The 24,922-nt window shown below is 45.9% G+C and carries 21 protein-coding genes; 18 read left to right on the forward strand and 3 right to left on the reverse strand.

From position 1 onward, the window contains the following. The first annotated feature begins 2 nt into the window (after positions 1 to 2). The 13 genes from KD145_RS27370 to KD145_RS27430 all read left to right on the forward strand — a co-directional run bounded on the left by KD145_RS27370 (position 3) and on the right by KD145_RS27430 (position 16,283). Positions 3 to 1,451, forward strand: coding sequence for a class I adenylate-forming enzyme family protein (locus tag KD145_RS27370; RefSeq protein ID WP_212002991.1), 1,449 nt, complete (start codon positions 3 to 5; stop codon positions 1,449 to 1,451). Between the two features lie 30 nt (positions 1,452 to 1,481). Further along, a complete protein-coding gene (locus KD145_RS27375; RefSeq protein ID WP_212002992.1) occupies positions 1,482 to 2,396 on the forward strand; it encodes an amidohydrolase family protein in 915 nt (304 codons plus the stop codon). Positions 2,397 to 2,398: 2 nt separating this feature from the next. Next, entirely contained in the window at positions 2,399 to 2,638 is a 240-nt protein-coding gene (locus tag KD145_RS27380) for a phosphopantetheine-binding protein (protein WP_212002993.1), read from the forward strand. Between the two features lie 8 nt (positions 2,639 to 2,646). Further along, positions 2,647 to 3,075, forward strand: a complete 429-nt coding sequence (locus KD145_RS27385; protein WP_212002994.1) for a GNAT family N-acetyltransferase — start codon at positions 2,647 to 2,649, stop codon at positions 3,073 to 3,075. A 10-nt stretch (positions 3,076 to 3,085) separates the two neighbouring features. Continuing rightward, on the forward strand, positions 3,086 to 4,858 hold the full coding sequence (locus KD145_RS27390) for a hypothetical protein (protein WP_212002995.1): 1,773 nt from the start codon (positions 3,086 to 3,088) through the stop codon (positions 4,856 to 4,858). Positions 4,859 to 4,872: 14 nt separating this feature from the next. Next, positions 4,873 to 6,945, forward strand: coding sequence for an alpha/beta fold hydrolase (locus tag KD145_RS27395; RefSeq protein ID WP_212002996.1), 2,073 nt, complete (start codon positions 4,873 to 4,875; stop codon positions 6,943 to 6,945). Positions 6,946 to 6,961: 16 nt separating this feature from the next. Continuing rightward, positions 6,962 to 8,083, forward strand: a complete 1,122-nt coding sequence (locus KD145_RS27400; protein ID WP_212002997.1) for a hypothetical protein — start codon at positions 6,962 to 6,964, stop codon at positions 8,081 to 8,083. Next, a complete protein-coding gene (locus tag KD145_RS27405; RefSeq protein WP_212002998.1) occupies positions 8,067 to 10,286 on the forward strand; it encodes a GMC oxidoreductase in 2,220 nt (739 codons plus the stop codon). Before KD145_RS27400 ends, KD145_RS27405 begins: the two co-directional genes overlap by 17 nt. Next, complete coding sequence (locus KD145_RS27410) at positions 10,279 to 10,905, forward strand: class I SAM-dependent methyltransferase (RefSeq protein WP_212002999.1); 627 nt, start codon at positions 10,279 to 10,281, stop codon at positions 10,903 to 10,905. Before KD145_RS27405 ends, KD145_RS27410 begins: the two co-directional genes overlap by 8 nt. Before the next feature lie 96 nt (positions 10,906 to 11,001). Next, positions 11,002 to 12,267: a pyridoxal phosphate-dependent aminotransferase family protein gene (locus KD145_RS27415; RefSeq protein WP_212003000.1), complete on the forward strand. Its 1,266-nt coding sequence runs from the start codon at positions 11,002 to 11,004 to the stop codon at positions 12,265 to 12,267. 207 nt (positions 12,268 to 12,474) lie between these two features. After that, positions 12,475 to 14,250, forward strand: a complete 1,776-nt coding sequence (locus KD145_RS27420) for a fatty acyl-AMP ligase (protein WP_212003001.1) — start codon at positions 12,475 to 12,477, stop codon at positions 14,248 to 14,250. A 22-nt stretch (positions 14,251 to 14,272) separates the two neighbouring features. Then, entirely contained in the window at positions 14,273 to 14,527 is a 255-nt protein-coding gene (locus KD145_RS27425) for an acyl carrier protein (protein WP_212003002.1), read from the forward strand. 10 nt (positions 14,528 to 14,537) lie between these two features. After that, positions 14,538 to 16,283, forward strand: coding sequence for an acyl-CoA dehydrogenase family protein (locus KD145_RS27430; RefSeq protein WP_212003003.1), 1,746 nt, complete (start codon positions 14,538 to 14,540; stop codon positions 16,281 to 16,283). Between the two features lie 61 nt (positions 16,284 to 16,344). Here the strand turns inward: KD145_RS27430 and KD145_RS27435 are convergent, their stop codons facing one another. Continuing rightward, complete coding sequence (locus tag KD145_RS27435) at positions 16,345 to 17,397, reverse strand: proline iminopeptidase-family hydrolase (RefSeq protein WP_212003004.1); 1,053 nt, start codon at positions 17,395 to 17,397, stop codon at positions 16,345 to 16,347. Between the two features lie 189 nt (positions 17,398 to 17,586). Between KD145_RS27435 and KD145_RS27440 the strand changes: the two genes are divergently transcribed. Then, positions 17,587 to 18,192, forward strand: a complete 606-nt coding sequence (locus tag KD145_RS27440) for a hypothetical protein (protein WP_212003005.1) — start codon at positions 17,587 to 17,589, stop codon at positions 18,190 to 18,192. 100 nt (positions 18,193 to 18,292) lie between these two features. Next, on the forward strand, positions 18,293 to 19,069 hold the full coding sequence (locus tag KD145_RS27445) for a hypothetical protein (protein ID WP_212003006.1): 777 nt from the start codon (positions 18,293 to 18,295) through the stop codon (positions 19,067 to 19,069). 9 nt (positions 19,070 to 19,078) lie between these two features. On the opposite strand, the gene KD145_RS27450 is transcribed toward KD145_RS27445, so the two are convergent. Beyond that, a complete protein-coding gene (locus KD145_RS27450) occupies positions 19,079 to 20,206 on the reverse strand; it encodes an agmatine/peptidylarginine deiminase (RefSeq protein WP_212003007.1) in 1,128 nt (375 codons plus the stop codon). Positions 20,207 to 20,295: 89 nt separating this feature from the next. Continuing rightward, entirely contained in the window at positions 20,296 to 21,132 is an 837-nt protein-coding gene (locus KD145_RS27455; RefSeq protein WP_212003008.1) for a GyrI-like domain-containing protein, read from the reverse strand. 154 nt (positions 21,133 to 21,286) lie between these two features. Between KD145_RS27455 and KD145_RS27460 the strand changes: the two genes are divergently transcribed. The 3 genes from KD145_RS27460 to KD145_RS27470 all read left to right on the forward strand — a co-directional run bounded on the left by KD145_RS27460 (position 21,287) and on the right by KD145_RS27470 (position 24,922). After that, complete coding sequence (locus KD145_RS27460; RefSeq protein ID WP_212003009.1) at positions 21,287 to 22,396, forward strand: serine hydrolase; 1,110 nt, start codon at positions 21,287 to 21,289, stop codon at positions 22,394 to 22,396. A gap of 180 nt (positions 22,397 to 22,576) precedes the next feature. After that, positions 22,577 to 24,259, forward strand: coding sequence for an RICIN domain-containing protein (locus KD145_RS27465; protein WP_212003010.1), 1,683 nt, complete (start codon positions 22,577 to 22,579; stop codon positions 24,257 to 24,259). Positions 24,260 to 24,436: 177 nt separating this feature from the next. Next, positions 24,437 to 24,922, forward strand: a complete 486-nt coding sequence (locus tag KD145_RS27470; RefSeq protein ID WP_212003011.1) for a pyridoxamine 5'-phosphate oxidase family protein — start codon at positions 24,437 to 24,439, stop codon at positions 24,920 to 24,922.

Here is a 24,922-nt window from a genome sequence, read left to right on the forward strand (position 1 = left end):
AAATGAATGGATTGAATAAAAACGCATTGATAGATGTCAGCAGCGGAACCGCTGTCACTTACCAGATGCTGTTTAATGCGGCAGAGGGCCTCGCATCTATGTTTGCAGGCTTAGGGGTGCGGAAGGGAGGTGTAGTGATGGTGCATTGCAGGGAAAGACTGCATCAGGCACTGTATATACTCGCTGGTTTGCATTTGCCCTATGTTATCAATCCAGTCAACCCCGAATATACAACGGAGCAACTGCTGAGAGTAATCTCTCATGCAGAACCGGCACTGATCATAACAGATATGCCTGAGGTACTGCCCATGACAAATATTAGTGTGATCTCCGCAGATGCTGAGCGGCACTGCTCCGGCAAGGTATCTCCGCAGGTCCGCCGGTATGAGGTGAACGGCAGTCTGCTGATCTATACTTCCGGTACCACCGGCAATCCCAAAGGGGTACTGCTTTCTCCGGGAAACATCACGAAAAATACCACGGAAGCTATACTGGCATTCGGATACAATCCGCAATCCGTTTCCGCCAGTCTGCTGCCCATGTTCCATACTTTCACGCTGATCAGCGACCTGATACCGGTGCTCCGTGAAGGCGGCACCTGTATTGTCTGCCCGCTTTTCAGCGCTGCTGCCTGCGCCGGGATACAACAGGAATTGATCCGGCACCGGGTACAGACCTTCAGTGCCGTACCGGTGATCTTTCAGGCTATTACCAGCCTGTTTGATACTTCGCAGACATCTTCCCTGCGCTTCGTTATTTCCGGCGGTGCGCCGTTGGGTGAAAATGTTCGTTTAGCCTATAGCGTAAGATTCGGGCATCCCATTACCCCTTGTTATGGCCTGGGAGAAGTAACCTGTTTTGCTACCATCTCTCCGCTGGACGGTATCAGAGCCAGATCCGCGGGCCAGCCGGCGGGTGTGACCATCCGTATCGTCAGCGCAGATAATGCTAACGAATACCTGCCTGTCGGAGAAACCGGAGAGATTGTGATCAAAGGCGCCAGTGTGATCAGCAACGGTTATTTCAGAGACGAGCGTACCTGCTATAACATCCATGGCGATTTTTTAACTGGTGATATCGGTCATCTTGATGAAGATGGTTATCTGTTTATTACCGGCAGAAAAAAGAATATGATCATTCGCGGCGGCACAAAAATTTATCTGGAAGATGTAGACCGCTGTATGGAAGGGAATTCCGGAGTCCGGCACTGTGTAAGCATCTCCCTGGTGAAACAGGGAGAGCAGGACAAATCACTGTGCTTTATTGTGCTGAAAGAGGAAGCGCAGCTGAGTCGGGAGGAAGTGAGGGCAAGAGTACAATCGGTACTGTCTTCGCTGCATATCCCCGATGAAATCTATTTCGTGGAAGCTATCCCGATGACAAAAACAGGTAAACCGCTGATCGATCAGCTCCTGCTGCTACGGGAAAGCGTAATAGCCGGAAAGAATTAATTGTTATCACTACCTATAACCATCACCGTAATGACGATCGACTGTCATACCCATATTGCCTCCGCCCGCGTTATCCCTGCACCTTTTGTGAAAGGGATGAGCGATAATATCTATGCCAATGCAGTAGCTACGCAGGAAAATATAAAAGCGGAGAACATCAATATGTTGCTGGGCCGTCTGATGTCATTTGATGAAGACTGCGATAAGTTGCTCGCGGAGATGGATAAGGCAGGCATTGAAAAATCAGTGTTGCTGATCGTCGATTTCGGTATCACTTTCCCAGATGAGGCGGAAGACCTGGAAACATTATACGCCCTGCATAAACGTATACTTGACCGTTATCCTGGCAGGTTTGAAGTATTTGCAGGTATTGATCCCCGCAGGAAAACGGGTGGCCTGGAGCTGTTCGAAAAATCAGTGCGTGACTGGGGATTCAAAGGACTTAAATTATATCCGCCCTGTGGTTATTCGCCCAGCGATGAACGGCTCTATCCCTACTATGAGATCTGCGCAGCTTATGGCATACCGGTGTTGCTGCATACAGGGCCTACCAGCCCGAGCATGTCTTTTGCTTTCTCCGCACCGGAGCTGATCAACGATGCGGCACACCAATTTCCTACAGTAAACTTTATCCTGGCACATGCGGCGTTTATGATGCATGAACAGGCGGCCATACTGGCGGAATACAGGCCCAATATATATCTGGACGTATCCGGGTTTACGAATGCCTTGCGCATGGAACGGTTTGAAACCATATTATCAGAACACAAAAAGAGAGGCATCATACATAAAATATTGTTCGGTACCGACTGGCCCATACATAAGTTGAGCGGCAGCCAGCAAACACTGGTAGAGCTGTTTCGCAACGCCGCCGGTAACATACTGAACGCACAAGAGATGAAACTGGTGATGGGAGAAAACTTTAACCGACTGCTAAAAATGTAATCATGGAACAGCTATTTACAATACTGGCAAAATACGCTTATGCCGACAGCCCCGCAAAGGAGATTACGCTGGAAAGCCCTATCAACACATTGGGGATAGACTCACTGAAGTTTTTGCTACTGCTGATAGATCTGGAAGCGGGTGGCCTCATGGGTCCCCTGCAACCCGGTATGCTCAGTGATATCAAAACAGTGGGCGATCTGGCTAACCTCTGCAAAAATGCTAAAGAAGATAAAAAATAAACAACACTATGGATATAACATTGAAACTACTGACTACTGATGATGAAATCAGGTCATTCTTCAAAGTAATGAAAGAGCTGCGCGGTCATCTGAAGGAAGAAGAATTTCTGGATAATATCCGGGAACAGGAACAGCTGGCTGATTTCAAACTGCTGGGCGCTTATACCGACGGTGAGCCGGAAGGCGTGGCCGGATTCAGGATCAGCAAATGCCTGGCATGGGGTAAGTTCCTTTATGTGGATGATCTGGTAACCCTGCCTGTAGAGCGTTCCAAAGGACATGGTAAACGAATGATGGACTGGCTGATCGATTATGCCCGCCAGCAGGGATGTGCACGATTTGAGCTGGACTCAGGTGTACAGCGCTTCGGGGCACACCGGTTCTATCTGCGCGAGCGCATGGAAATATCCTGTCATCATTTTTCACTGATTCTATGATCCATGTTTTATGAAAGAAAATGAAACAGCCGGTTCCCGGACAAGCAGGGCCGTTCATAATACTACCGGATTCAGGTCCACAGAAGATATTATCGGCGCCTTTGAACACGACGGATATGAGGTAATTAAAATAGTGGAATACGAAGGCGTCCGTGGCTTCATGGCGAAAAGCAAAACAGCTTTTAACTATGAAACCGGCGAACATAAACTCAGCTACTATGTGGAAGGCACTTCTTTCCAGATGGGGTATCTGATGGGATTGCTGGCACCTCAAACCGTGGAACGGATGGCTGTTGACTATGTGTACAATTTCATTCCCTGTATGCTGAAGCCGAACGGAGACCCTGAAAAATTCAGATTACTCTGGAAAGTGCTGTGGTGCTTTATTTCATTGGCTACCCGCTGGCTTCGCAGAAAATATCCGAAAGATATTCCTGCCATGTATGCAGAAGAAATGAAAGGGCTGGTAGCCGGCTGTAAAAAAGCTACCAATGGCAACACAAAAGTTACTTTCAATAAACTATGGAATTTAAATACCTCCTTCGATCTGATATTAAGTCTGACCTACACCAATTTCGGTATGTCAGAACTGGAGCGTTATGTTAAAAAGCGGCTGCCCTGGTTTAATCGTACCATGATCATGATGCCGGCCTTCTGCAATGGTTTTTCGGTATTCGGAGCTGCCACTGCCAGCGGGAATGCGCATTACTTTGGCCGTGATTTTATGCTCAGCACCGGCAACGTGCTGGAGTTTACGGCGGCTATGATCATCTACAATCCTGTTGAAACATTCGACGGACGTAAGGCTGTTCCGTTTGTCAGTATGGCGGCTCCCGGTTTTGTAGGCTCCCTTGCGGCCATGAATAACTATGGTATCGGTATAGGCGTGAATACAGTGCCTGCGGCCAACTGTGCACCCTGCCGGCCGGGAATCAACTCTGTGCTGCTGGTGCGTCATTGTGCGCAATATTCACAAAGCGCACAGGAAGCGGTGTCCATCACAACGGAGAGCCAGCGCGGCGTATCCTGGTTGTATATCGTTGCCGATGGTACCGCGGATAAGGCTGTCGTGATAGAGTGCGGCAAGAAGGAAACCCACACAGACTTCCTCAGTTACATTCCGGACAACCTGAAAAAACTACTGCCGGACCAGGCCTTTCTGAAAGCACACCCATCTGATATCCCGCAGCAAATGGGACTCATGCAACGATGGAATGACTATCGTTATCCACAGGCATATATGTCTTTTAACAAACCTCTGTTTGAACATTTCAACAAACCATATACTGACTGGCAGTTTTCGGAGAAAGGTTATGTAGATAAAAAAGTGACCGATACCGGTTGTCCTTTTACCTGGTACTTTTCACCGCAAAGAGAAGATAAAAAAGATTTGCTGCTGGTCACCAATATGTACATCATTCCGGAGATCCGGCTGGCGATGATGAATGCCGCTACTGTCAAAAAGGCCAATCCTGCACAGGCCATCAAGATCGCGAAGACTACCTACGATGATGTGCAGTGGCGGTACGATGTACTGAACGAAGAACTGCTGAACGCATACGGCAATATTGATCTGGCAGGCGCAAAGGACATTATCAGTTTCCTCCGGCCTGACGGAAAATATCCGGACTATACAGAGAAAAACCCTACCAGCAGTGATGGTAAGGTAAGAACGATCCAGGGGACTATTTCACTTTGTGACCTTAAAAAGAAAGTGATGGAAAGTCATTACGGTTATTATGCTGATGCCTGGCTGAAACTGACATTGTCCCAATATTTATAAATAATGCTACCGATATGAACAATCGCAAAAATATCTTTTTTACAGGTGCTACCGGATTTCTGGGTGGTTATGCCATCATTCACCTGTTACAGCATACCTCTCATCAGTTGTACTGTCTGGTGCGTCCGGGCCGGAATACGTCAGGGGAACAGCGTCTCAGGGCGAAACTGGAAAAGATGGAAGGCTTTGATGAAGAAGCCTATAACACCCGGCTTGTGGTGATTGAAGGTGATATTACAGAAGAAGGACTGGGCATCGTAGAGCCGTTCCCGTATCATATTGATGAATGCTGGCATTCCGCTGCCGTATTGTTTTTTGAGCACTACCTTGAAAAGGAAACGATGCATGTCAATTACGGTGGTACCCTGAATGTGCTGAAGTTTGTAAAGGAGCAACAGATACCGCTGTTGAATTTTGTGAGCACTGCCTATGTGTCCGGTGAGGCTAACGGCCTTATCAAAGAAGCCGTGAGCGAACATGTACACAATCCGCATAATCCATATGAGAAATCCAAACGTTTTTGTGAAGCAGCTGTATTGGATGCACACAGGGAATGGGGCCTTCAGTTCCGTATTCTGCGTCCGTCCATTATAGTGGGTGATTCCAAAAACTTTGTGGTGGATTCCAATTCCGGATTGTATGCCTATCTGTCTATACTGCTGAAGCTGAAAGACAAGATAGAAGCAAAGATGCCGGAGTATTTTAAATTCAATCCCCTGCGGGTGCTGATCAAGGAAAATGCTACCGTAAACCTTATCTGCGTAGACCACGTAGCCGCTTTGATGGCAGCCGTATGTGAAAAACCGGAAACCATCAATGATGTGTTTCATCTCACCAATCCCAATCCTACACCACTGGAAGAATATATCGATGTAATCGGTAAAGTGACCGGTATCAACGCATTTACGGTAGCGGACGAATCTGTCCTTAATACAGTAGACCATCTGTTGTTATCGGAAGAAGAGGTATTCAACTCCTACCTGAAAACTGTGCAGCACTTTGAATGTAATAAAGCATATGACATCTCTGGCATCGACAGGAATTTGCCACGGCTCAGCTATCAGGATGAAATGAATATCACGCAGAATGCCAAGGATAAATACGATGCTGATGAAAGGGTGCAGGCCAAACGTCTGAGGAGTGTGGTACACCGGCTCAGTGCTTCACAATTGTTACTTGATGGAGAAGAAGATCTGACCTATTATACCGGCGGTAACGGTCCTGTGATGGTGATTCTGAATGCATATGGCCAGAGTCTTGCATTCTGGGACTGGGCGGTGGAATCATTGTATGAACATTACCGCATTATTATATGGCCCATGCGTGGCACTTCTTCTCAGAAAGGTGGTGTGGCACAGGTGTTTCCTGTACAATCACATGTTAATGATATCAAACAGATACTGGACAAGGAAGGGGTGAAGGAATGTTATATCGTGGCCTGGTGCACCGGACCCAAGATTGCGCTGCGCTTCCAGGAACAGCATCCTGCATATGTGAAATCTATGGTTTTCCTGAGTGGCTGCTTTAAGGGGCTGCCTCAGTTTGATATGTATCATACCAACTATGAGCGTGATATGCAGGCGATCTGCAGTCGTGTAGATACACATCCTCATATAGCCGGGATAGTGATTGAAGCCCTGAAAAATGTACTGGTGAAGGAGAACAAAACAATTGCCTTCGCAGAACTGAAAGACGAAGACGGCAAAAGAGATTTGGTGGATGATATCCTGTCTCTTGTTAGTGAAGATATCAAACCCATGGTGGTAGAGCCTTTTCTGATGCCTTCCAGTGTGCTGAACTATGCAAGGCAGCTGTTATTGCTGTGGAATGAAGATGTAACGTCACAACTGGAAAAACTAAACATCCCTGTGCTGATGATCACCGGAACGGCCGATAATATTGCTTCCCCTGAAATATCGCAGGCCGCCGCGAAGCTGTCTGATAATGCCACCTGCGCTGTTATTGAAGGTGGCTCCCATTACTTGCAGTTTGATAATATTCAGCTGGTGGTGCCTATGATCAGGGACTTTATCAGCAGCACAGGCAAGTATCAGTTCAAACACGGGCTGGTAACCATTTGTGACTAACAATAAATTAATACCTATGGCAAACATCATGGTGAAAGAAGTAAACGATAGCAGACTGCTGGGGCAGTTTGTAGACTTTCCGTATCACCACTACCGGGAGTCTTCTTACTGGGTGGCGCCGCTTAGATCGCAGGCGCTCGCATGTTTTGACAAAAAAGCCAATCCTTTTTACGAGTCCGGTGACATGCAGTTGTTCATCGCTGTAGACAACGGAAAAGTGGTTGGACGAATTGCTGCTATTGAAAACAAAGCGCATAATATTCACCATAATGACCGTACCGGTTTTTTCGGATTCTTTGAGTGTATTAATGACCGGGAAGTAAGCCGGCAGCTGCTGGACAGCGCTGCTGCCTGGCTGAAGAAAAGGGGGCTGGTGGCTATGAGAGGACCGGTGAGCCCCAGTACCAACCATGAGTCAGGGTTTCTGGCTGTTGGTTTCGATGATACACCACGTCTGATGATGCCCTATTCTTTCCCTTATTATCTGGAGCTGATGGAACAGTGCGGACTTAATAAGGTAAAACAGCTGTGGGCCTACAGTATCTCCGGCGATAAAGTGCTGGCCAATGATAAAGTAAGGCGGGTGGCCGACATCGCGCAACTAAAGTCAGGTGTAACGCTGAGGCCTGTACGAATGAAACACTTTCAGGAAGAGATCAATACCATCGCGGATATCTACAACAAATGCTGGAAGGACAACTGGGGATTTGTGCCTATTTCAGAAAAGGCAGCCTTCCTCATGGCCAAAAGTATGAAGAGCATTGTAGAGCCTTCGCTGATGCAGATTGCAGAGATAGACGGAAAACCCGTCGGCATGATTGTTACCCTTTATGATTATAATGAAGTGCTGAAGAAGGTAAAAGGTAAACTCTTCCCGTTCGGCATCTTCCACCTCATCAATGCCAGAAAAAAAATCAGCTGGGTGCGTATGATGCTGATAGGCATATTACCGGAGCACCGCAAAAAAGGCATCGATGCTATCCTGTATTACCAGGCCAGCTTGATTGCCCGGAAGCTTGGTGTAAGCCGTTGTGAAGGCAGCTGGACACTGGAAGACAATGATGATATAAACAGAATTGCCACGATGATAGGCGGTGAGGTTTATAAAAAATACAATATCTATGAAAAAGATATATAGCCGTCTTTTAAAAAAATCGGAGCAGCTGTTTCTTTCATGGTTGCTGCCTTCCAGCGAAAAGATAGAAGCATTGCATTATGCACTGTTCGACTTCTTCCTGCCTTACAAGGATGATAACGAAGAGGTCCGAGCAGCTATCGCGGAGGCGCGTATCCGGCAGTATGCGATGGCCAGGAAAAACCAGCAGCTGATGTGGATACTGCTTTTTATCTCCAGGCCAGCCCTGTTGCTGAAATCAGGATGGATCCGGTTTTATTTCCGGAATATGGAAAAGACAAAGGTGGACGATGCGGTGATAACAGCGGCAGTGGCTGAATGCAGGCAGTTTCTGTCTGGTCTGTCCACGACCTCATTTGTCAAGATGACTGATCTGCAAAGGAACCAGTTCCTGCAGCTGCTGACAAATTCACGGATCAATTTTTACCGCCGTATTGGAGCTGGTATCAGGGCCTACTATATCGTGAATGTCTATAAAGGCAGGATAGGCCGGCTGTTATCCGGTATTGGTGATTTTAAGCAGGATGCTTTTATCCCGGACCTGGACATTCCGGTGCCGGCGTTTAAAACGCCTTTGCAGTACGACTCCCGGCAGCGCTGTATTAGCGGGGAAATAGACTGTGTGGTGATCGGTAGCGGCCCTTCCGGATGTCTTGTTGCGGCTGAAATGCATAAGGCCGGCAAACGGGTGCTGATACTGGAATCCGGCTCTTTCTTCATCCCCGGTACTTTCGATGGCCGGGCCGGGTTGCAGTTCTATGAAGATAAAGGATTCAGGACTACCAGCGATGGAGGTGTCTTTGTGCTGAATGGCAGTGTGGTGGGCGGTGGCGCCACTGTTAACGTGGATATGGCTTTCGAGCCTATGATACCTTCTGTCAGCGGCCGGTTTGAGCGCTGGCATGCGGAAGGGATTATCGATGACAGCATCTGGACATCACCCCAGCTGAAAGCTGCACATGACAGTATAGCGCATTTACTGAATACCAGAGCAGTGGAACATAGTGAAATGAATGCACACAATAAGATACTGTATGATGGCGGCCTGCAGCATGGTCTTCGCCCTCATTTTTATAAACTCAATACTTATAAGCCCGGTGAATCTCCCTACAAACGGACCGATAAAAGAGGGCCTGTGGAGCATTATATCCTGGATGCCATGCAGGACAAACATAATCCTATTACGCTTATTCCGGATGCTCAGGTAGAAAAACTGGTCATCAAAAATGGTAAGGTAACAGGTATTGAATTCGAAGTGCGTGCTGCGGATACATTGCAGGGAATCATTGCGGATCCGTTCCGGCTGGGCCTTCCGCTCAATAAGCGTATCACCGTCAGCCCCCACGAGGTGGTGGTTGCCGGTGGTAACCTGGGATCTTCCGTGCTGCTGAAAAAATCAGGGCTGTCCGATCCGATGATCGGCAGAGGGTTTATCATGCATCCTTTTATGCTGGTGCTGGGGCTTTTCGACCATATTGTGGATAATCATATCGGTACACAGTCATCCGTTTACATCAGTGACTATCTTACTACAGACTACAGGAGGCCTGCAGCTGATTTTATGATTGAATCCGCCAGTGCCAGACCGGAGATCGCTGCGATGCTGTTGCCAGGGAATCCCGTACAGGTGCTGGATTGCGTTAAACAATACCGGTATCTCGGTGGCATCGGTGTATTGCTGATCGATGAAGTGAATCCGGAAAACAGGGTGGAGGTGAACGTAAAGGGAGAGCCGGAAATCTACTACAGACTGAGCGATAAGGACATAGAAAGGTTCAGGTATGGCGTAAAGGAAGCGATAGAAATTATGTTTAAAGGTGGTGCCCGGAAGGTGATTCTGCCGAGCTTTGAACGGCTGAGTGGAAGCGCGCTGGAGCCTACCGGCTGTAATATGCTGGATAGCATGGATCAGGCGGCAGATGTAGTAGCACGGCTGAACTTCAATGCCAATGAAACACTGTTGTTTGCCGCGCATATGATGGGAGGGGTGAAGATGAGCAGTGATCCTTCGAAAGGATGTATTGACAAACATTACAGGGTGAATGGTGTGGATAACCTGTATGTGGCGGATGCCAGCGTGTATCCGTCTTCGGTAGGTGCCAATCCTATGCAGACGATCTATTCCACTGCAAAAATATTCGTGGACAACCATCTTCATAAAAGAAATCATATTGATCATGTTAATACTACAATGAGCTATGAATGATCAGGAATTTGTGCAATACAACCAGCAACTTTTCAAGAAGGTAGCTCCTAACTACAAGTGGCTGGACCTGCTGGCATCCCGGTGTCGTGGTAAATTCTGCCGTTTTTTAGGGGATATACAGGGACTGAAAATATTAGATGTTGCCACAGGTACCGGCCAGCAGGCACTGGCAATGGCCAAACGGGGTGCTATTGTTACTGGTGCCGACCTGTCTGAAGATATGTTGCATTATGCCATACGCAATGATAAGCGGGATCTGGTACACTTCGAATATGCCAACAGTACGGAGCTTCCCTTTGATAATGAGACGTTTGACATTACGGTCATGTCTTTTGCACTCCATTGCATGACACATGATATCCGTATGGGCACGCTAAAGGAAATGATGCGGGTAACGAAAAAAGACGGTTTCATCGCTTTTATAGACCATTGTAAGCCGTCCAAATCAATCGGTAAATTGATCTATTCCAATATTGCACGATTTGAAACACCCTTGTATAAACAGTTTCTGGACACGGATTTCAGGCAGGAGCTGCGTCAGCTGGATATTGATATAGTCAGGCATCATAAGTTCTTTTTTGAGACAATGCAGATGATAGCATGTAAATATTATCATTAAATGAAATTTTTACATATCAAAGGAAAGTCTTTTCTTTGATGTTTGTTATTCAATCTCAAATGTTCCCAAAATAAGACCTTCAAAAAATACCACACAATGAGAGATTTATTTGATAAAATCAGGGAGGACAAAGGCCCTCTTGGAAATTATTCAGCTCAGGCAGAGGGATATTTCATTTTCCCCAAACTGGAGGGTGAGCTTTCCAGCAGAATGAAATTCAGAGGACATGAAGTAATAGTATGGAGTATTAATGATTATCTCGGATTAAGTAATAACGAAGAAGTAAGGAAAGCGGATTTGGAAGGTGCTCAGCAATATGGACTGGCCTATCCTATGGGCTCCAGGTTAATGTCTGGTCATACCGATCTGCATGAGGAGCTGGAGCGCAGGCTCGCAAAATTTGAACGCAAGGAAGCTGCCTTCCTGCTGAACTTCGGCTACCAGGGTATGGTATCCGGTATTGAGTCGCTGGTATCAAGGAATGACGTAATTGTGTACGATGCAGAAGCACATGCCTGTATTATTGATGGCGTACACCTGCATCAGGGAAAACGTTTTGCCTATAAACACAATGATATTGAAAGTCTCCGGACCAATCTCAGAAGAGCCACCAATCTTGTAAAAGACAATGATGGTGGTATTCTGGTTATCTCTGAAGGTGTATTTGGCATGAGTGGTGTACAGGGCAAACTCAAGGAGATTGTGGCCCTGAAAGAAGAATTTAATTTCCGCTTCATGATCGATGATGCGCATGCGTTCGGTGTACTGGGTGAAACAGGCGCTGGTACTTCAGAAGCGCAGGGCGTGATGGATGGTGTCGATATTTATTTCGGTGCCTTTGCTAAAGCGATGGCCGGTGTAGGCGGTTTCTTCGCTGGTGATAAGGATGTTATCAACTACCTCAAGTACAACATGAGGTCACAGATATATGCCAAAGCCCTTCCCATGGCGATGGTAGTAGGCTCCTTAAAACGCCTCGATATGATTGAAAACAGACCGGAACTGAGAGAGAGGCTGCATGCCAATACTGCTACCCTGCAGAATGGATTACGTGAAAAAGGTTTCCGTATCGGTGAAACTTCTTCCTGTGTTACACCGGTATTTCTCGAAGGGGATGTGCAGGAGGCCATGGCCATGGTATTCGACCTGCGTAACAACTACCATATTTTCTGCTCTATCGTTATTTATCCGGTAGTGCCAAAAGGTACTATCCTGCTTCGTCTTATTCCAACGGCCACGCATACACTGGCCGATATTGAAGAGACCATCGAAGCTTTCTCCGCTATCCGCGATAAGCTGAAAAACGGAACCTATAAAAAGGCAAAAGTGGATATTTCAGCGATGACAGCTGAAATGTCCTGATCATAGTATAAAATAACAGTAGCGCATAAACGATGGCATATGCCGTTGTTTATGCGCCTCCATGACGATAGTGAAGCGGCCCCCTGACCTGAAATAATCAGCCCTGCCCAAGTCCAACATCAGTAGTAACCCGGAATATACGATAGGAAAAGATCCCTCAAAAACAGTAGTCACCGCAGCCCCCAAATTTTAATAATCTGAGTCATCATGCATGTCAACAAGGCCCCCGATAATTTACTGACGCTGTTCGGGAAAAGAATTGCCGAAAGCGGAGATAAGCCCGCGTATAAATTTCTCGTGACGGATGATCATTACAATATGATCTCCTACCGTGACTTTCACGAAAAAGTGCTGGGATATGCAGCTTTTCTGCAACACGATGTGCGGGTGAAACCGAAGGAACGGGCGCTGATATTATACCCGCCAGGGCTGGATTATATCTATGCATTCTATGCCTGTCTGTTTGCCGGCGTCATTGCTGTGCCGGCCTATCCGCCAGACACGAGGAATGTAAACAGGATTATATCCATTATCAGGGATTGTTCCCCTTCAGTGATCCTTACTACCCATCAGCATCAACGGGTACTGGATAATTTTATAGCGCATCATCGTCTGGGTGATTCCTTCTCCGGCCAGGTGATCGTATTGCCGGAGGTGGCAGAAGAGCGGCTGCATCAGCAGTATACAGATCCCGGTATGCAGCGGCATGACATTGCCTTCCTGCAATATACCTCCGGTTCTACTTCAGACCCGAAAGGCGTGATACTCACCCATGAAAACCTCATGGCCAATAGCCACTGTATTGAAGCGAACCTGAAAACCAGGAGGGGCATGGAGATGGTGAGCTGGTTACCGCCTTATCATGATATGGGATTGATTGGCGGTATCATACATCCTTTATCCATGGGGATGACAGCCACGCTGATGTCGCCATTGAATTTTGTGAAGAAGCCAGCCAGGTGGCTGAAAATGATCTCCAATGCCACCCATGCGGATGGCGTGATGAGTCCGGCCCCCAACTTCGGTTTTGAACTATGCACGGAAAAAGTAACGGAGGAACAGCTGAAAGGTCTGCATCTCGATAACTGGGAAAGCGCTATCTGCGGTGCAGAGCCTATACGGTTATCTACCTACGAAAATTTCTGTCGCAGGTTTAAATCCGCAGGGTTTAAAAAATCCTCCTTTGTGCCGGTATATGGCCTGGCAGAAGCCACACTGCTGTTCAGCGGTGAGGTGACTCAGCGCAACCCGGCTGTTGGCGTATTTGATGCGGCCGGAATAAAACATAACAAAATAAGAAACGCCGGAGCCGACAGCGATGGAGAACAGGAGCTGTTTACCCGTATGATCGGATGCGGACCGGTAGTAAAAGATCATTCGGCGCTGATCGTTAACCCGGATACACTAAGCGTTTGCGACGAAAATACCATCGGCGAAATCTGGATACGTGGCAACAGTGTTGCCCAAGGCTACTGGAACAAGCCTGTGGATACTGCTTTTAACGCCTATACGAAGGAAGGGGCCGGGCCTTACTTCCGCACGGGAGACCTCGGATTCTTCAGGGAGGAGCAGTTATACATAGCCGGTCGCCTGAAGGACTGTCTGATCATCAACGGCAGAAACCATTATCCGCAGGATATTGAATATACCGTCAGCAGCGTAGATGACCTGCTGCGGAAAGACAGCACCGCCGTATTTGTGATGGAAGTAACGGCAGAAGGGCGTCTGAAAGAAGAAGTGGTGGTCGTGCAGGAGATTACCCGCATCAGGGAGGAACTGCCTGATTTTTCTGCCTTGTTCAACGCTATCAGGCGTGCCGTATTTGATGCCCACGGGATCAATATCGCGGAGATACTGCTGATAGAGCAGTCTTCCATTCCCAAAACATCCAGCGGTAAAATCATGCGTCATAAAGCGAAAGAGCTATATGCAGAAAAAAAATTGAAAACCGTTACCCTGTCGAGTGTGCATACTGGTCAATAAAACAGCATAAAATATTTGTGATATGAAAAAGTATACTGTAGAAGAAATTTCGAGCTGGATCGTCAGAAAACTTTCTGTAAAACTTAACCTGCCGGCTTCTGCTATCCGCCTGGATAAAGACATTCTTGACTACGGCCTGGATTCGATGGAAGCACTGGGCATGGTGGGCGAAATTGAGGCATTGATTGGTGTAGAGATACCTGCAACGAGTGTATGGGATTATCCTACTATCAGCCAGCTGGCGCAGTTTATTCATGATGAAGCTCCTGTGATATAAAAATATCCCTATGCTGGCTGATGTTACTACCTATCATGATTTTGAAACCTTCCTGGGCAGTACCAGTAACAAGGATGGGCTGTTCAGCTTTGACAGCCTGCTGGCACTGGATGAAAAGGCGCTGTACCCGGAACAGCAGGTGGAGGCCCTCAACCAATGGGGTCTGAACCGATATTTTATTCCGGCTGCCTATGGCGGAAAACTAACTGATCTACGGGATATCTACTATTACTGGTTTCTGCTGGCAAGGCGCGACCTTACCACTGCCATTGCCTATGGAGGCACTTTTCTGGGTGCGCTGAGTGTATGGGTGGCCGGTAGTGAGGCGCTGAGACATAAGGTGGCAGCGGATATCCTGTGTCATAAAAAAATAGCTTTCTCGCTGACGGAGCGGGAGAACGGCAGCGATCTGCTGCAAACAAAGGTGTCGGCGGATTATGATGCGGAGGCAGATGCTTTCGAATTGTCTGGGGAGAAGTGGTTGTTTAATCATGCTTCCAGGAGCAGCTTTACCAGTGTATTGGCTAAAACATCGCCGGATAGCGGCCCGCGGGCCTATTCCATGCTTTATACGCCTACCCTGGGAGAGGCCGCCGACAGTGTAACGGTAACAGGCCTTGACAGAATTCATACGGTAGGAATGAGGGGACTGGACCTGGGCGGGCTGGTCTTCAACGGGCATCCGGTTCAGGGAACATCGCTTGTAGGTAAGCAGGGGATGGGGTTTGAGCTGGCAGTCACTTCCATGCAGGTTTCCAAGCTGTTGCTGGGAGGTCTGGCATTAGGATCGCTGGATACCTTGTTCAGGACTGCTGTTGACTTTTGCAGACAGCGTATGTTGTATAAAAATGAAATCATTCATATTCCCATACTCCGGTTAAAACTGACCAGTATACTGCTGGACATGCTGCTGGCAGAATCTTTCTGTCTCTCTGGTATAAGGGTGGCACAGGTGTTGCCATCGCAGCTGTCGCTGTTATCTGTTATGGTGAAGGCATTTGTGCCTTCCCTGGTGGAAAAGGCTACCGGCGTGCTTTCCGGCTTGCTGGGTGCAAGGTCTTTTATTACCAGTGAAACAGATTACCGTATTTTCCAGAAGCAGGCGCGGGACAATGCTATTATCCCGGTGTTTGATGGGAATACGTATGTGAACTATCAACTGGTGATCAAACAGCTGGAGGTGGTGTTTGCATTGGCTGAAACTATTCGTCCGCCTGATCCGGAGACGCTGCGGCGGGTATACCAGCTGGATGTAGCATTACCTCCCGTTGATTTTTCCCGTTTGTCACTTTTGTCCAAAGGAAAGGACGACCTGGCATTTGGATGCCTGTACCTGAAGGAGGAATTAAGTAATGGAAATATGGCAGAAGAGGAGGGCACTGCCTCCATCATCGAAATGCTGGATATGCTGATCCTGGAAATGGAAAAGGTACGGCAATGGTTTCTGTATGAAAAGGGGCAGAGTAAAACGCCTTATGAGATGGAAGCGGCCGTGTTTCATTACGCAGAACGGTATACCCTGTTGCGGGCCGCCGGTGCTGTGGCCTGTATGATTTTTTATAACAGAAAAGAAATTCATCCGTTGCTGAAATGGCCGTTGTTGCTGAAGCTTTCTCTGAAAAAAGTGATAGCGGCGCTGGGTGGAAAGTATTTCGATATGCAGAAAGAAGAGGAGGATATGCTGATGGCGTATATCCTTCATTGTAACAGTAATGGATATACGTTTTCTCTGTTTCCGGTTAAAATTGCTATGTGAAATAATGTAACTGAAATTTGGAAGGCTTGTAAGTATTGACTTACAAGCCTTCTTCTTTTATTTACTGTAAATTCATTTTCTTTTCTCCCGTATCCACACCTTTGATAAATTTAATAATACCAGTCATATAAGTTTGCTGATCATCGTACAGGGACATATGGCTGCCATTGGCGCAATACAGATAGCTGCCGTTTTTTACCTGTTTGGACACCCATTTCATGTGCTCGGGGTCCATGGTGTCAAACTGCGCTCCCACGGCCAGAACGGGAACAATGAGTTTGGATAGTTCGGTGGTAACGTCCCATTTTTCCAGCTTGCCGCTGGTACCGAATTCACTGGGGCCCTGCATGGTTACATACAGCGATTGATTGGTTTTGCTGAAAGAGCGGTTGACTGGCTCCGGCCATTGGTCCAGCGGCCGGCGGAGTACATGTTTGGTATAAAAATGAGACATCAGCAGGTTCATATAGTCAGGGTTGGAGTAGTCCTTTTTGGCTTCCAGCTCCCGTATCCGTCCTAATACTTTCGGGTCAAACTGTTTGGCCAGTACATTTTCTGCATACTTTGCATATGCAGGAATGCTCATCATCATGTTGGAGATGATAAGTCCTTTCAGGTGTTGCTGGTATTTTAGCGCATACTGGGCTGCCAGGAGTCCGCCCCAGGAATGTCCCAGCAGGTAGAAATTTTCTTTATCCAGTTTGAGTGCCTGCCGTACCTGCTCTACTTCTTCTACATAGCGCGCCAGATCCCACATGGAAGTGTCTTTCGGATTATCTGAATTGCCGCAGCCAAGCTGGTCATAATAGATGAATTCTATGCCTTCTGCTGGCAGAAAACTTTCCATACATTCAAAATACTCATGGGTGGCGCCAGGGCCGCCATTTAGCAGCAGTAACTTTATCCTGGGGTTGTTGCCGATACGTTTGGTCCATACATTAAATTTTCCTTTAGGTGTATTGATGGGGATGACTTGTATGCCGCCGCTTTTAATACCGGATGTGGTATCCTTCAGGTAAACAGAATCGGGTTGGCTGTCGGAAGGTTTGTTGGGGTTACTGCAGGATACAAGCAGAATCATTACCCATATAAGCAATGTGATACCGGATCTCATGATACGTATTTTTTATTGTAAGATAATGGTTTTAAAATAGGATAGAACCTTACCGGATATACGAAACTTATCCAGTTGAAAATATTCCTTTTTTAATGATCAGTTGGCACACTTTTGCGACGAATAATGGTAAGCGTTTTTTGAAAAACCGTCGCCTGACGGTATTGCCTTTATTAAATGTTAAACGATATGAAACCACTAACTGTATCAGCATTTTTGCTTATGGTTTTACTTTCTGCTGCCTGCAAGAAAGACCACCACAATGAACCCCAGGTTGATCCGCCAGTTGTACAACCTGTTGAACCAAAGAAAGCCGTTGAATGGATTAGTATGAAAGTGGATGGCGTTACTTATGCCGATTCGCTGACGATCAAAAGCTATATTCAAAAAAACAATGCTGAATCCTCCTCGCTTGAAATAAACGGTGCAGATACTGGCCAGGCAAAACAAAAAGGGAAAGCCCTGCTTTTTTTAAGAATCAACCTTGAAGGGCATGAAATCAAAAAGGGAGTTCATGTTAAGGTTAAATCGGGTATTGATAATGCCATTCAATGGCAGACATTTATTGATAATCAAGGCCTTCAGGATATCTACTATGCTTCAGGCACAAATCTCAAGGATCCGGATGCCCCAACCTCATTCAGGATCGAGATTACAAGCTATGATGGCGTATTTGTGGAAGGTACCTTCAGCGGAAAAGCTTATGGATCCAATGCCCAAAATGTAAAAGGTGAGAAGGAAATTACTGAGGGTAAATTCAAAATTGCCAAAGAGCATATAGTATCTCTCAGGTAACCGGATTGAGTTTACTACTACAGAAGAGGATATATCAGAAGTAATTTTTAAGATTACTTTTGATACATCCTCTTTTTTATTTTTAATTGGTAAAAATGGTATGAACCCGATCAAGATAAAAACTACCGTAATCCTGCTCATGATGGTTTCCTTTATCGGATGCCAGCAGGCTGCTGAAACAAAAACCGTCTCCCCGTCGTCGACAGCCGCAGATACCGCAACGAAGGCGCCTGCCGGCGATACCCGGACTCCGGAAATTGTTGTTTCTCCGGAGCTGTTGAAAAAATGCGATTGGCCCCAAAACCTGATTGAGGTACCGGACAGTGCCCGGCAAAATACCAGCCTCTCCATCCGGGGAATTGAAGCAAACCTCCATTGGGCAGGTTTTATAGAAGCAGATGAAGGCGATCTTGAATACTTCACCTTTTCATTCACCCAAAAAACAGACACCCTTTTCAAAGTCGATAAGGTCTTAAAAGCATGGATGCCGGAGGTGACTGACAACTGGGCTACCGTATTCCTGAGAAACGACTTAAATACAGCGCTTTACCCTGGATCTATCTTTCTTGTTAATACCACTAACAAGGAGACAACAGTAGTTGACAAGGAGATCTTTGACGGAACAAACGCACCTGTTATCAAAATTAAAGATGCCTACTACCTGTATTATCTGAAAAACGGAGCACTCTGCCAGTATAACCTGCTAAAAAAGGAGAAGCGTTTACTGGCTACACTCCGGCTGAAAGAGATAGACGAAGATAGTATAGAACCGCATAGGCTGGATTTAAAACTTAACAACAGTCATCTGCAGATCAGGATAACATTTTCCTATAACGATAGTTATTCCTGCCTGTCTTATGACACGGCGGCAGAATGATAGCCGTAATTACCGCGGTTGTTGTTGCGTCACACAGTGTACCATGCCTCCATTGGCAAACAGGTTGCGGCAATCGATCCCGACCACTTTTTTACCAGGATACAGCTGTTGAATGATGTTCATAGCCACCGCATCATTGGGATCATTATATACGGGTACCAGTACGCTGTTGTTGGCGATGTAATAGTTGATATAGGAAGCTTTACCCAGGTTTTTCCCATAGGTGGTTACTACATCATTTTGTGTAAGCGGTACTTTTACAAATTTGTAGCCAACGGATGCCTTGTTGGTGGCAGCGTATAATTTATTGATATCATCCTGGGGGACCTGCCAGTAGATGAGATCGTCGTTATTCATTGTTATGATCGTTGAAGCATTGGCGAATCTTGCAAATCCATCGATATGCATATCGGTGATATCGAGTCCTGCCTTACCTTCCAGCCAGATGAACCTGGTAACGCCCAGGTATTTGGTGAATATTGCTTCTGCCTGCTGTTGTGTCATGCCGGGATTCCGGTTGTTGTTTAAAACAGAACTTTTGCAGGCCATTAATGCCCCGTTCCCATCAATTTCCACACTGCCTCCTTCATTTATCATCACGCCATTGAGATCGATGACCGTGGAACGCTTGTCAGCAGCGATTTTTGAAGGTATGGCATTGCAGTTGGTGTAAGCTGCTTTCCGGCCCCAGCCATTGAATCCCCAGTCTTCAATCAATAATTTGCCGGATTTATCTTTTACAAAGATGGGCCCATTATCTCTTGCCCATACGTCATCGGTGGGATAGATGTTAAAATCTATATTATTTAAAGGTACCGCTTCCTTTTCCAGCAGTGCGGTGATCCTGTCCTGTTCGGTTTGGTCGTAAGCAACGATATGGACTTTTTCACCCTGCACCAGTTCTTTGGCCATGGCTATCCAGGTGGCATCCAGACGATTCCGGTAAGTGGTGCCATATTGATACTGATGGGGCCACTGGAGCCAGGTACCTTCATGAGGCCCTGATTCTTCCGGCATTGTATACAGGATGGCAGTCTCGGACGGAGCCGGGCCAGTGCCGGGGTCCGGCGTCAGGGAGGCAACCTCTTTATTACAGGATAACAGAAGTGCTGGTAAAAGCAAGAGTAGATTTTCCATTTTAAACATGATTAATAATGCTGCTTTGTTTGATAATACAGCAAAACTAGGCGAACACGCAGGTGCAATGTTGTCCGAAATTGACAATCTCATTTAACCGGTAATAGTATATCTGTCAGTTGTTCTTCTTCCGTATCGGTATTATCAGGATGTTTGATATATCTTTCAATAATGGGTGTATGGTCAAACTCCAGTTCTGATTCCAGTATCCAGCCTGAATAAATGTTTTTATATGTTTCCTCTATTGTTTCATAAGTTCCTGTGTGAATAAACCGCGCGTATCGACCGCCCAGTATCATTTTGGAAGGGAGGGTCTCATGCCTCGCCTGTACGGAAGAGCAGGCATCATACCTGCAATCCAGTTCCTCTCTTATTAATGGCTCATCCGCTATCACTCCAAAGTAAGTTGTACCGGTACCAGGAAATTCATGCTGCATAAACCGTTCCCATAACAATTCGATTTCATTGTTTTCATAGGGGATGAATGCGCTTTCATAATATACCTGAACAGATGGCAGGTAGATGATTTCAGGCTGTAATATTACATCGGATTCAACCGGAGTAATATCAGCTTCGCTGAATAATAGTGTTTTGTTGGATTTCGCTTCTTTGGGAGAACAGTTGAATTGTTGTTTAAAAGCTTTGGAGAAGGAAGACAGGTTGGCGAATCCGACTTTGAGCGCAATGGAAGTAATGTTTTCTTTCGTGTACAGCATTAATTTATATGCATTCTCCACCCTGAGTCTTTTCTGATACGCGCCGATGGTTTCCCCGCAGGTATATTTGAAAATCCGCTGAATATTCCGGTAGGAGTAATGTGATACCTCTTCCAGTTGCTTTATTGAAATGGGCTGGTCATAGTTTTTTTCAATAAAGTGGAGTGTGTTATAAACACAATGCAGATTGGAGGAGCTGTTCCCGTTCATTCCCATGCTTTTTAGCAATACAAATTTCCGGAATTAAAGTGAAAACTGAATTTTTTATGCTGCGCATAGGGGTAAACCGTTCTCTTCCCGTCGTAAACATACATGCATGTTTTTTTGCGGGAATTCCCCATTACCATTTTTTAAAATCTTTATTATGAGAACCATTATTCCCATTCTACTGGCTATCGTATGTTTTTCCTGTCACAAAACAAATGAAGATCCATCTCCGGAAACACCAGGCCAGGAAACGGGCACCTTTGAAGAAGCCAACATAGACAAAGACAAAATCCTCAAACTGGAAAATGAGATTAACAGTGGTAAGTACAATATCCACAGTCTTATTATTCTTCGGAAAAACAAACTCATATATGAACACTATTTTACCGGAGACGACGCCGTTTTTCCCAATCCGGTAGGCAAAGTGCCCCATACGAGGGATAGTTTGCATGATTGCAGGAGCGTTACCAAAAGTATTATATCCGCCTGTGTGGGTATCGCGCTGAAGCAAGGGAAGATCAAAAGCATCGATGACAGGATATTTGATTATTTCCCCGGCTACCAGCAATATGCTACAGGGGATAAGGCTGATATCACCATCCGTCACCTGCTGACGATGAGCCCAGGGCTTGACTGGAATGAACGTATATCTTATGCAGATCCCGACAACAGTGAGCGGCAGATGCTGGAAGCACAGGACCCTACTGGTTTTGTATTACAATGCAAAAGCGCTGCTAAACCCGGTACTGTTTTTAACTATAGCGGCGGCAACACTCACCTGCTCGGACAGATCGTAGAAAAAAGCACGGGAATGACTATACGGGAATTTGCTAGCCGTTATCTTTTTCAACCGTTGGGAATAGAGCAGTTCTTCTGGACTACACGTCCGGATGGTATTGCGTGGATGCCTTCCGGTCTTCGTATGCGCCCCATTGACATGGCTAAGGTAGGTCGCCTGTATATGCAACAGGGACAATGGCAAGGGCAGCAGCTGCTCCCTGCGTCCTGGATTGCGCAGTCTACCCGCTGGACTGTCAACAGCAGCGAAGATGGTGTAGGCTACGGTTTTCAGTTCTGGTGTTTGCGGCCGCAGATAGCCGGACAACAGGTAGAGATGGCACAAGCTGCAGGCAACGGTGGTCAGACGATTTCCATGATACCTTCTCTCGATCTGGAAGTAGTGATGACTGCCGGATATTATAACGATGAGACAGATATCGTTAATAAAGTGCTGGTAGAAGAAGTGTTGAGTGCAGTGAAGAAATAAAATAAACGTTTTTCGTTAACTGGAAACTACAAGAGCCTTGTAAGTATTGACTTACAAGGCTCTTGCATGCAGTAGGATTCCCCACGCTTTCCACGTGTATGGTGGATTCAGTACGTTAAACGATATTGCTGTTAATTAAGAGCTATCCGGACAGCTATGAATGACCCTTAAAAAAACGTTATGAAAAAGCTCTTTTTTAACACAGCCCTGTTGCTGGTTGGACTCATTTGTTCCACCATTTCTGTATCTGCTCAAATAGCCGCTGCGCTGGAACCCTATTTTACATCTTACACGAGATTTGTTACCAGCAATCCACGCGATAAGGAGGTTTTAATGTACCAGTATAATAGACTGGTAAAAGACAGCTCAAGCCTCAAAACCAGATTAACTTCCACTTTCCCGGGCAAAACATTTTCGAATTTCAACTTTCTCATAGTGGGTGGTTACGGTACAAATACCCCTGTCAGAAGTATTGGTGATGGCCAGGCATCAGATTTGGACCTTAATATGCTTTTTAAGATAGACAATGGCGCACAGGCTACTATTTCAGCCTTTACATTTAAAACGCAGGTCCAAAGCTGGTTAACAAGTATTTTCACCAATACTGCCTATTCCCACTACTATCTTACAATGAAAGATCCTGTTATAGAAATAAAGGCTGATACTACTTTTCCTGATGGTACCAGACTGGATTACCACATGGATTTGGGATCTTTTAACCAGTTGAATAATCCTCAAAACCCGAATTGCCATCCAAGTAAATTGTGTTCTCAGATGGCGTGGGGGACAACAAGTGATAATGCGATAGGCGGGGCCACCTGGGAGGAGACAGAGTCACCAGGTTTCGTTGGGGATTTTAACGGAAAATTTCCGGAAGGAGCTACGACCGGTGACAGAGTGCTGAGTGTTTGTAAAATGTTGAAGTACTGGAATAAGTACGCGAATAAAGATATTGCTAATCCGGATAATGTTCCTCCGTCTATTACCTACCTGATCGGTGCTTATAACTGGATTCCTCCGTCAACGACTAATTACCGGCTGCAACTACTGACAGCTGAAGTAGATAGTTTGCGTAAGAATATATTTAATAACAACTGTACCTCTGTAGCAGGCGCTCACCTGGATGTACCATTTTATACTTCTATGGACCCCAATGTGCTGAGAAAAATGAGCCCGGCTGCACTGACAAAATTTTGTGATTCCCTGAAAAAATTGTCTGATACCTTACACTATGTTTCAACGCTGCCCAGTACGAGTTTGAACAGAGGACTGGCGGCATTAAGTAATGTATTTCCGGATTTCAATAATCTGGCTCCGGGCATTTACAACATTTATTCCTATCACAGTAAGAAGCTCATTTACCCCAAGAATGGAGGTGTGGCCGATGGCGATACGATTGTACAATACAGCTACAGCAACGATTCCATTAAAAAATGGGAAATAGGCAATATTGAGGCAGCTCAGGGAAAATTCTATTATGTTGCTAAAAATCTGAAGAGTAAAAAAGTAATGGATGTTTTCGGCGGATCATATACACAGGGAACGCCGGTTATACAATACCGCTTTGGTAATGCTGATAATCAAAAATGGGAACTGGTGTTTTTAAGGTATGTAGATGCTGACAACAAAAAGCTGTATCAACTGGTGTGTAAGAGAAGTGGTCTGTTGCTGGATGTTACAGGAGCTTCATATGATGATAATGCGGTAGTGGAACAATGGGATTATAATGGTGGTAATAATCAGAAATGGTATTTTGTAGAAGTGCCGGCCAGTTCCATTGTCATGAAGCCAGCTGCTGCTTCAAACGAAAATAAGGTAGCTGCTCAGGAAAGTGTCATAAAAAATAATACAGGCTCAAAATAATGATGGTTGTCTCACAATGGAAAAGGACTGACCGAAAGGGCCCCTTCATTTTAATATTTAAATATTGAAATATTTAAATATTAAAATGAAGGGGCCTTAATTTAAAATTTTACTTTTAAAAATAAATAAGGATAAAATTATCCTTAATAGATATATTTGCTCCATGAATACTGTTTTATGGCAAAATGGGGTCTTATAAACAACCTGCTTAATCCCCGTAACCGGGGCGGTGCTGAGATGAATAAAACGATAACCGGTTTCCTGGAACAGCAGACCTGTGCCACGATCTGCTGCATAAACGAAGACGACGTCCCTTATTGTTTCAATTGTTATTATGTATTTGAACCGGCCTGTGGTTTGATTTATTTCAAATCTTCGGAGAAAGCCTATCATGCTGCTTTGCTGGAAAACAATCCGGCTGTTGCCGGTACTATACTCCCCGACAAACTTAATAAGCTGGCAACAAAGGGTATTCAATGGCAGGGTTACATACAGGAAGCACCGCATCCTTTAACGCTTGATGCAGCGGAAGCCTACCATCACAAGATTCCGATGGCGCGGGCCATCAAAGGAAAAGTATACACTATCCGGCTCAACGCTTTAAAGATGACGGACAGCCAACTGGGTTTTGGCAGGAAACACATATGGAGAAGAGAAGAATAA

The sequence above is a fragment of the Chitinophaga sp. HK235 genome (assembly GCF_018255755.1).
Classification (GTDB): Bacteria; Bacteroidota; Bacteroidia; order Chitinophagales; family Chitinophagaceae; genus Chitinophaga.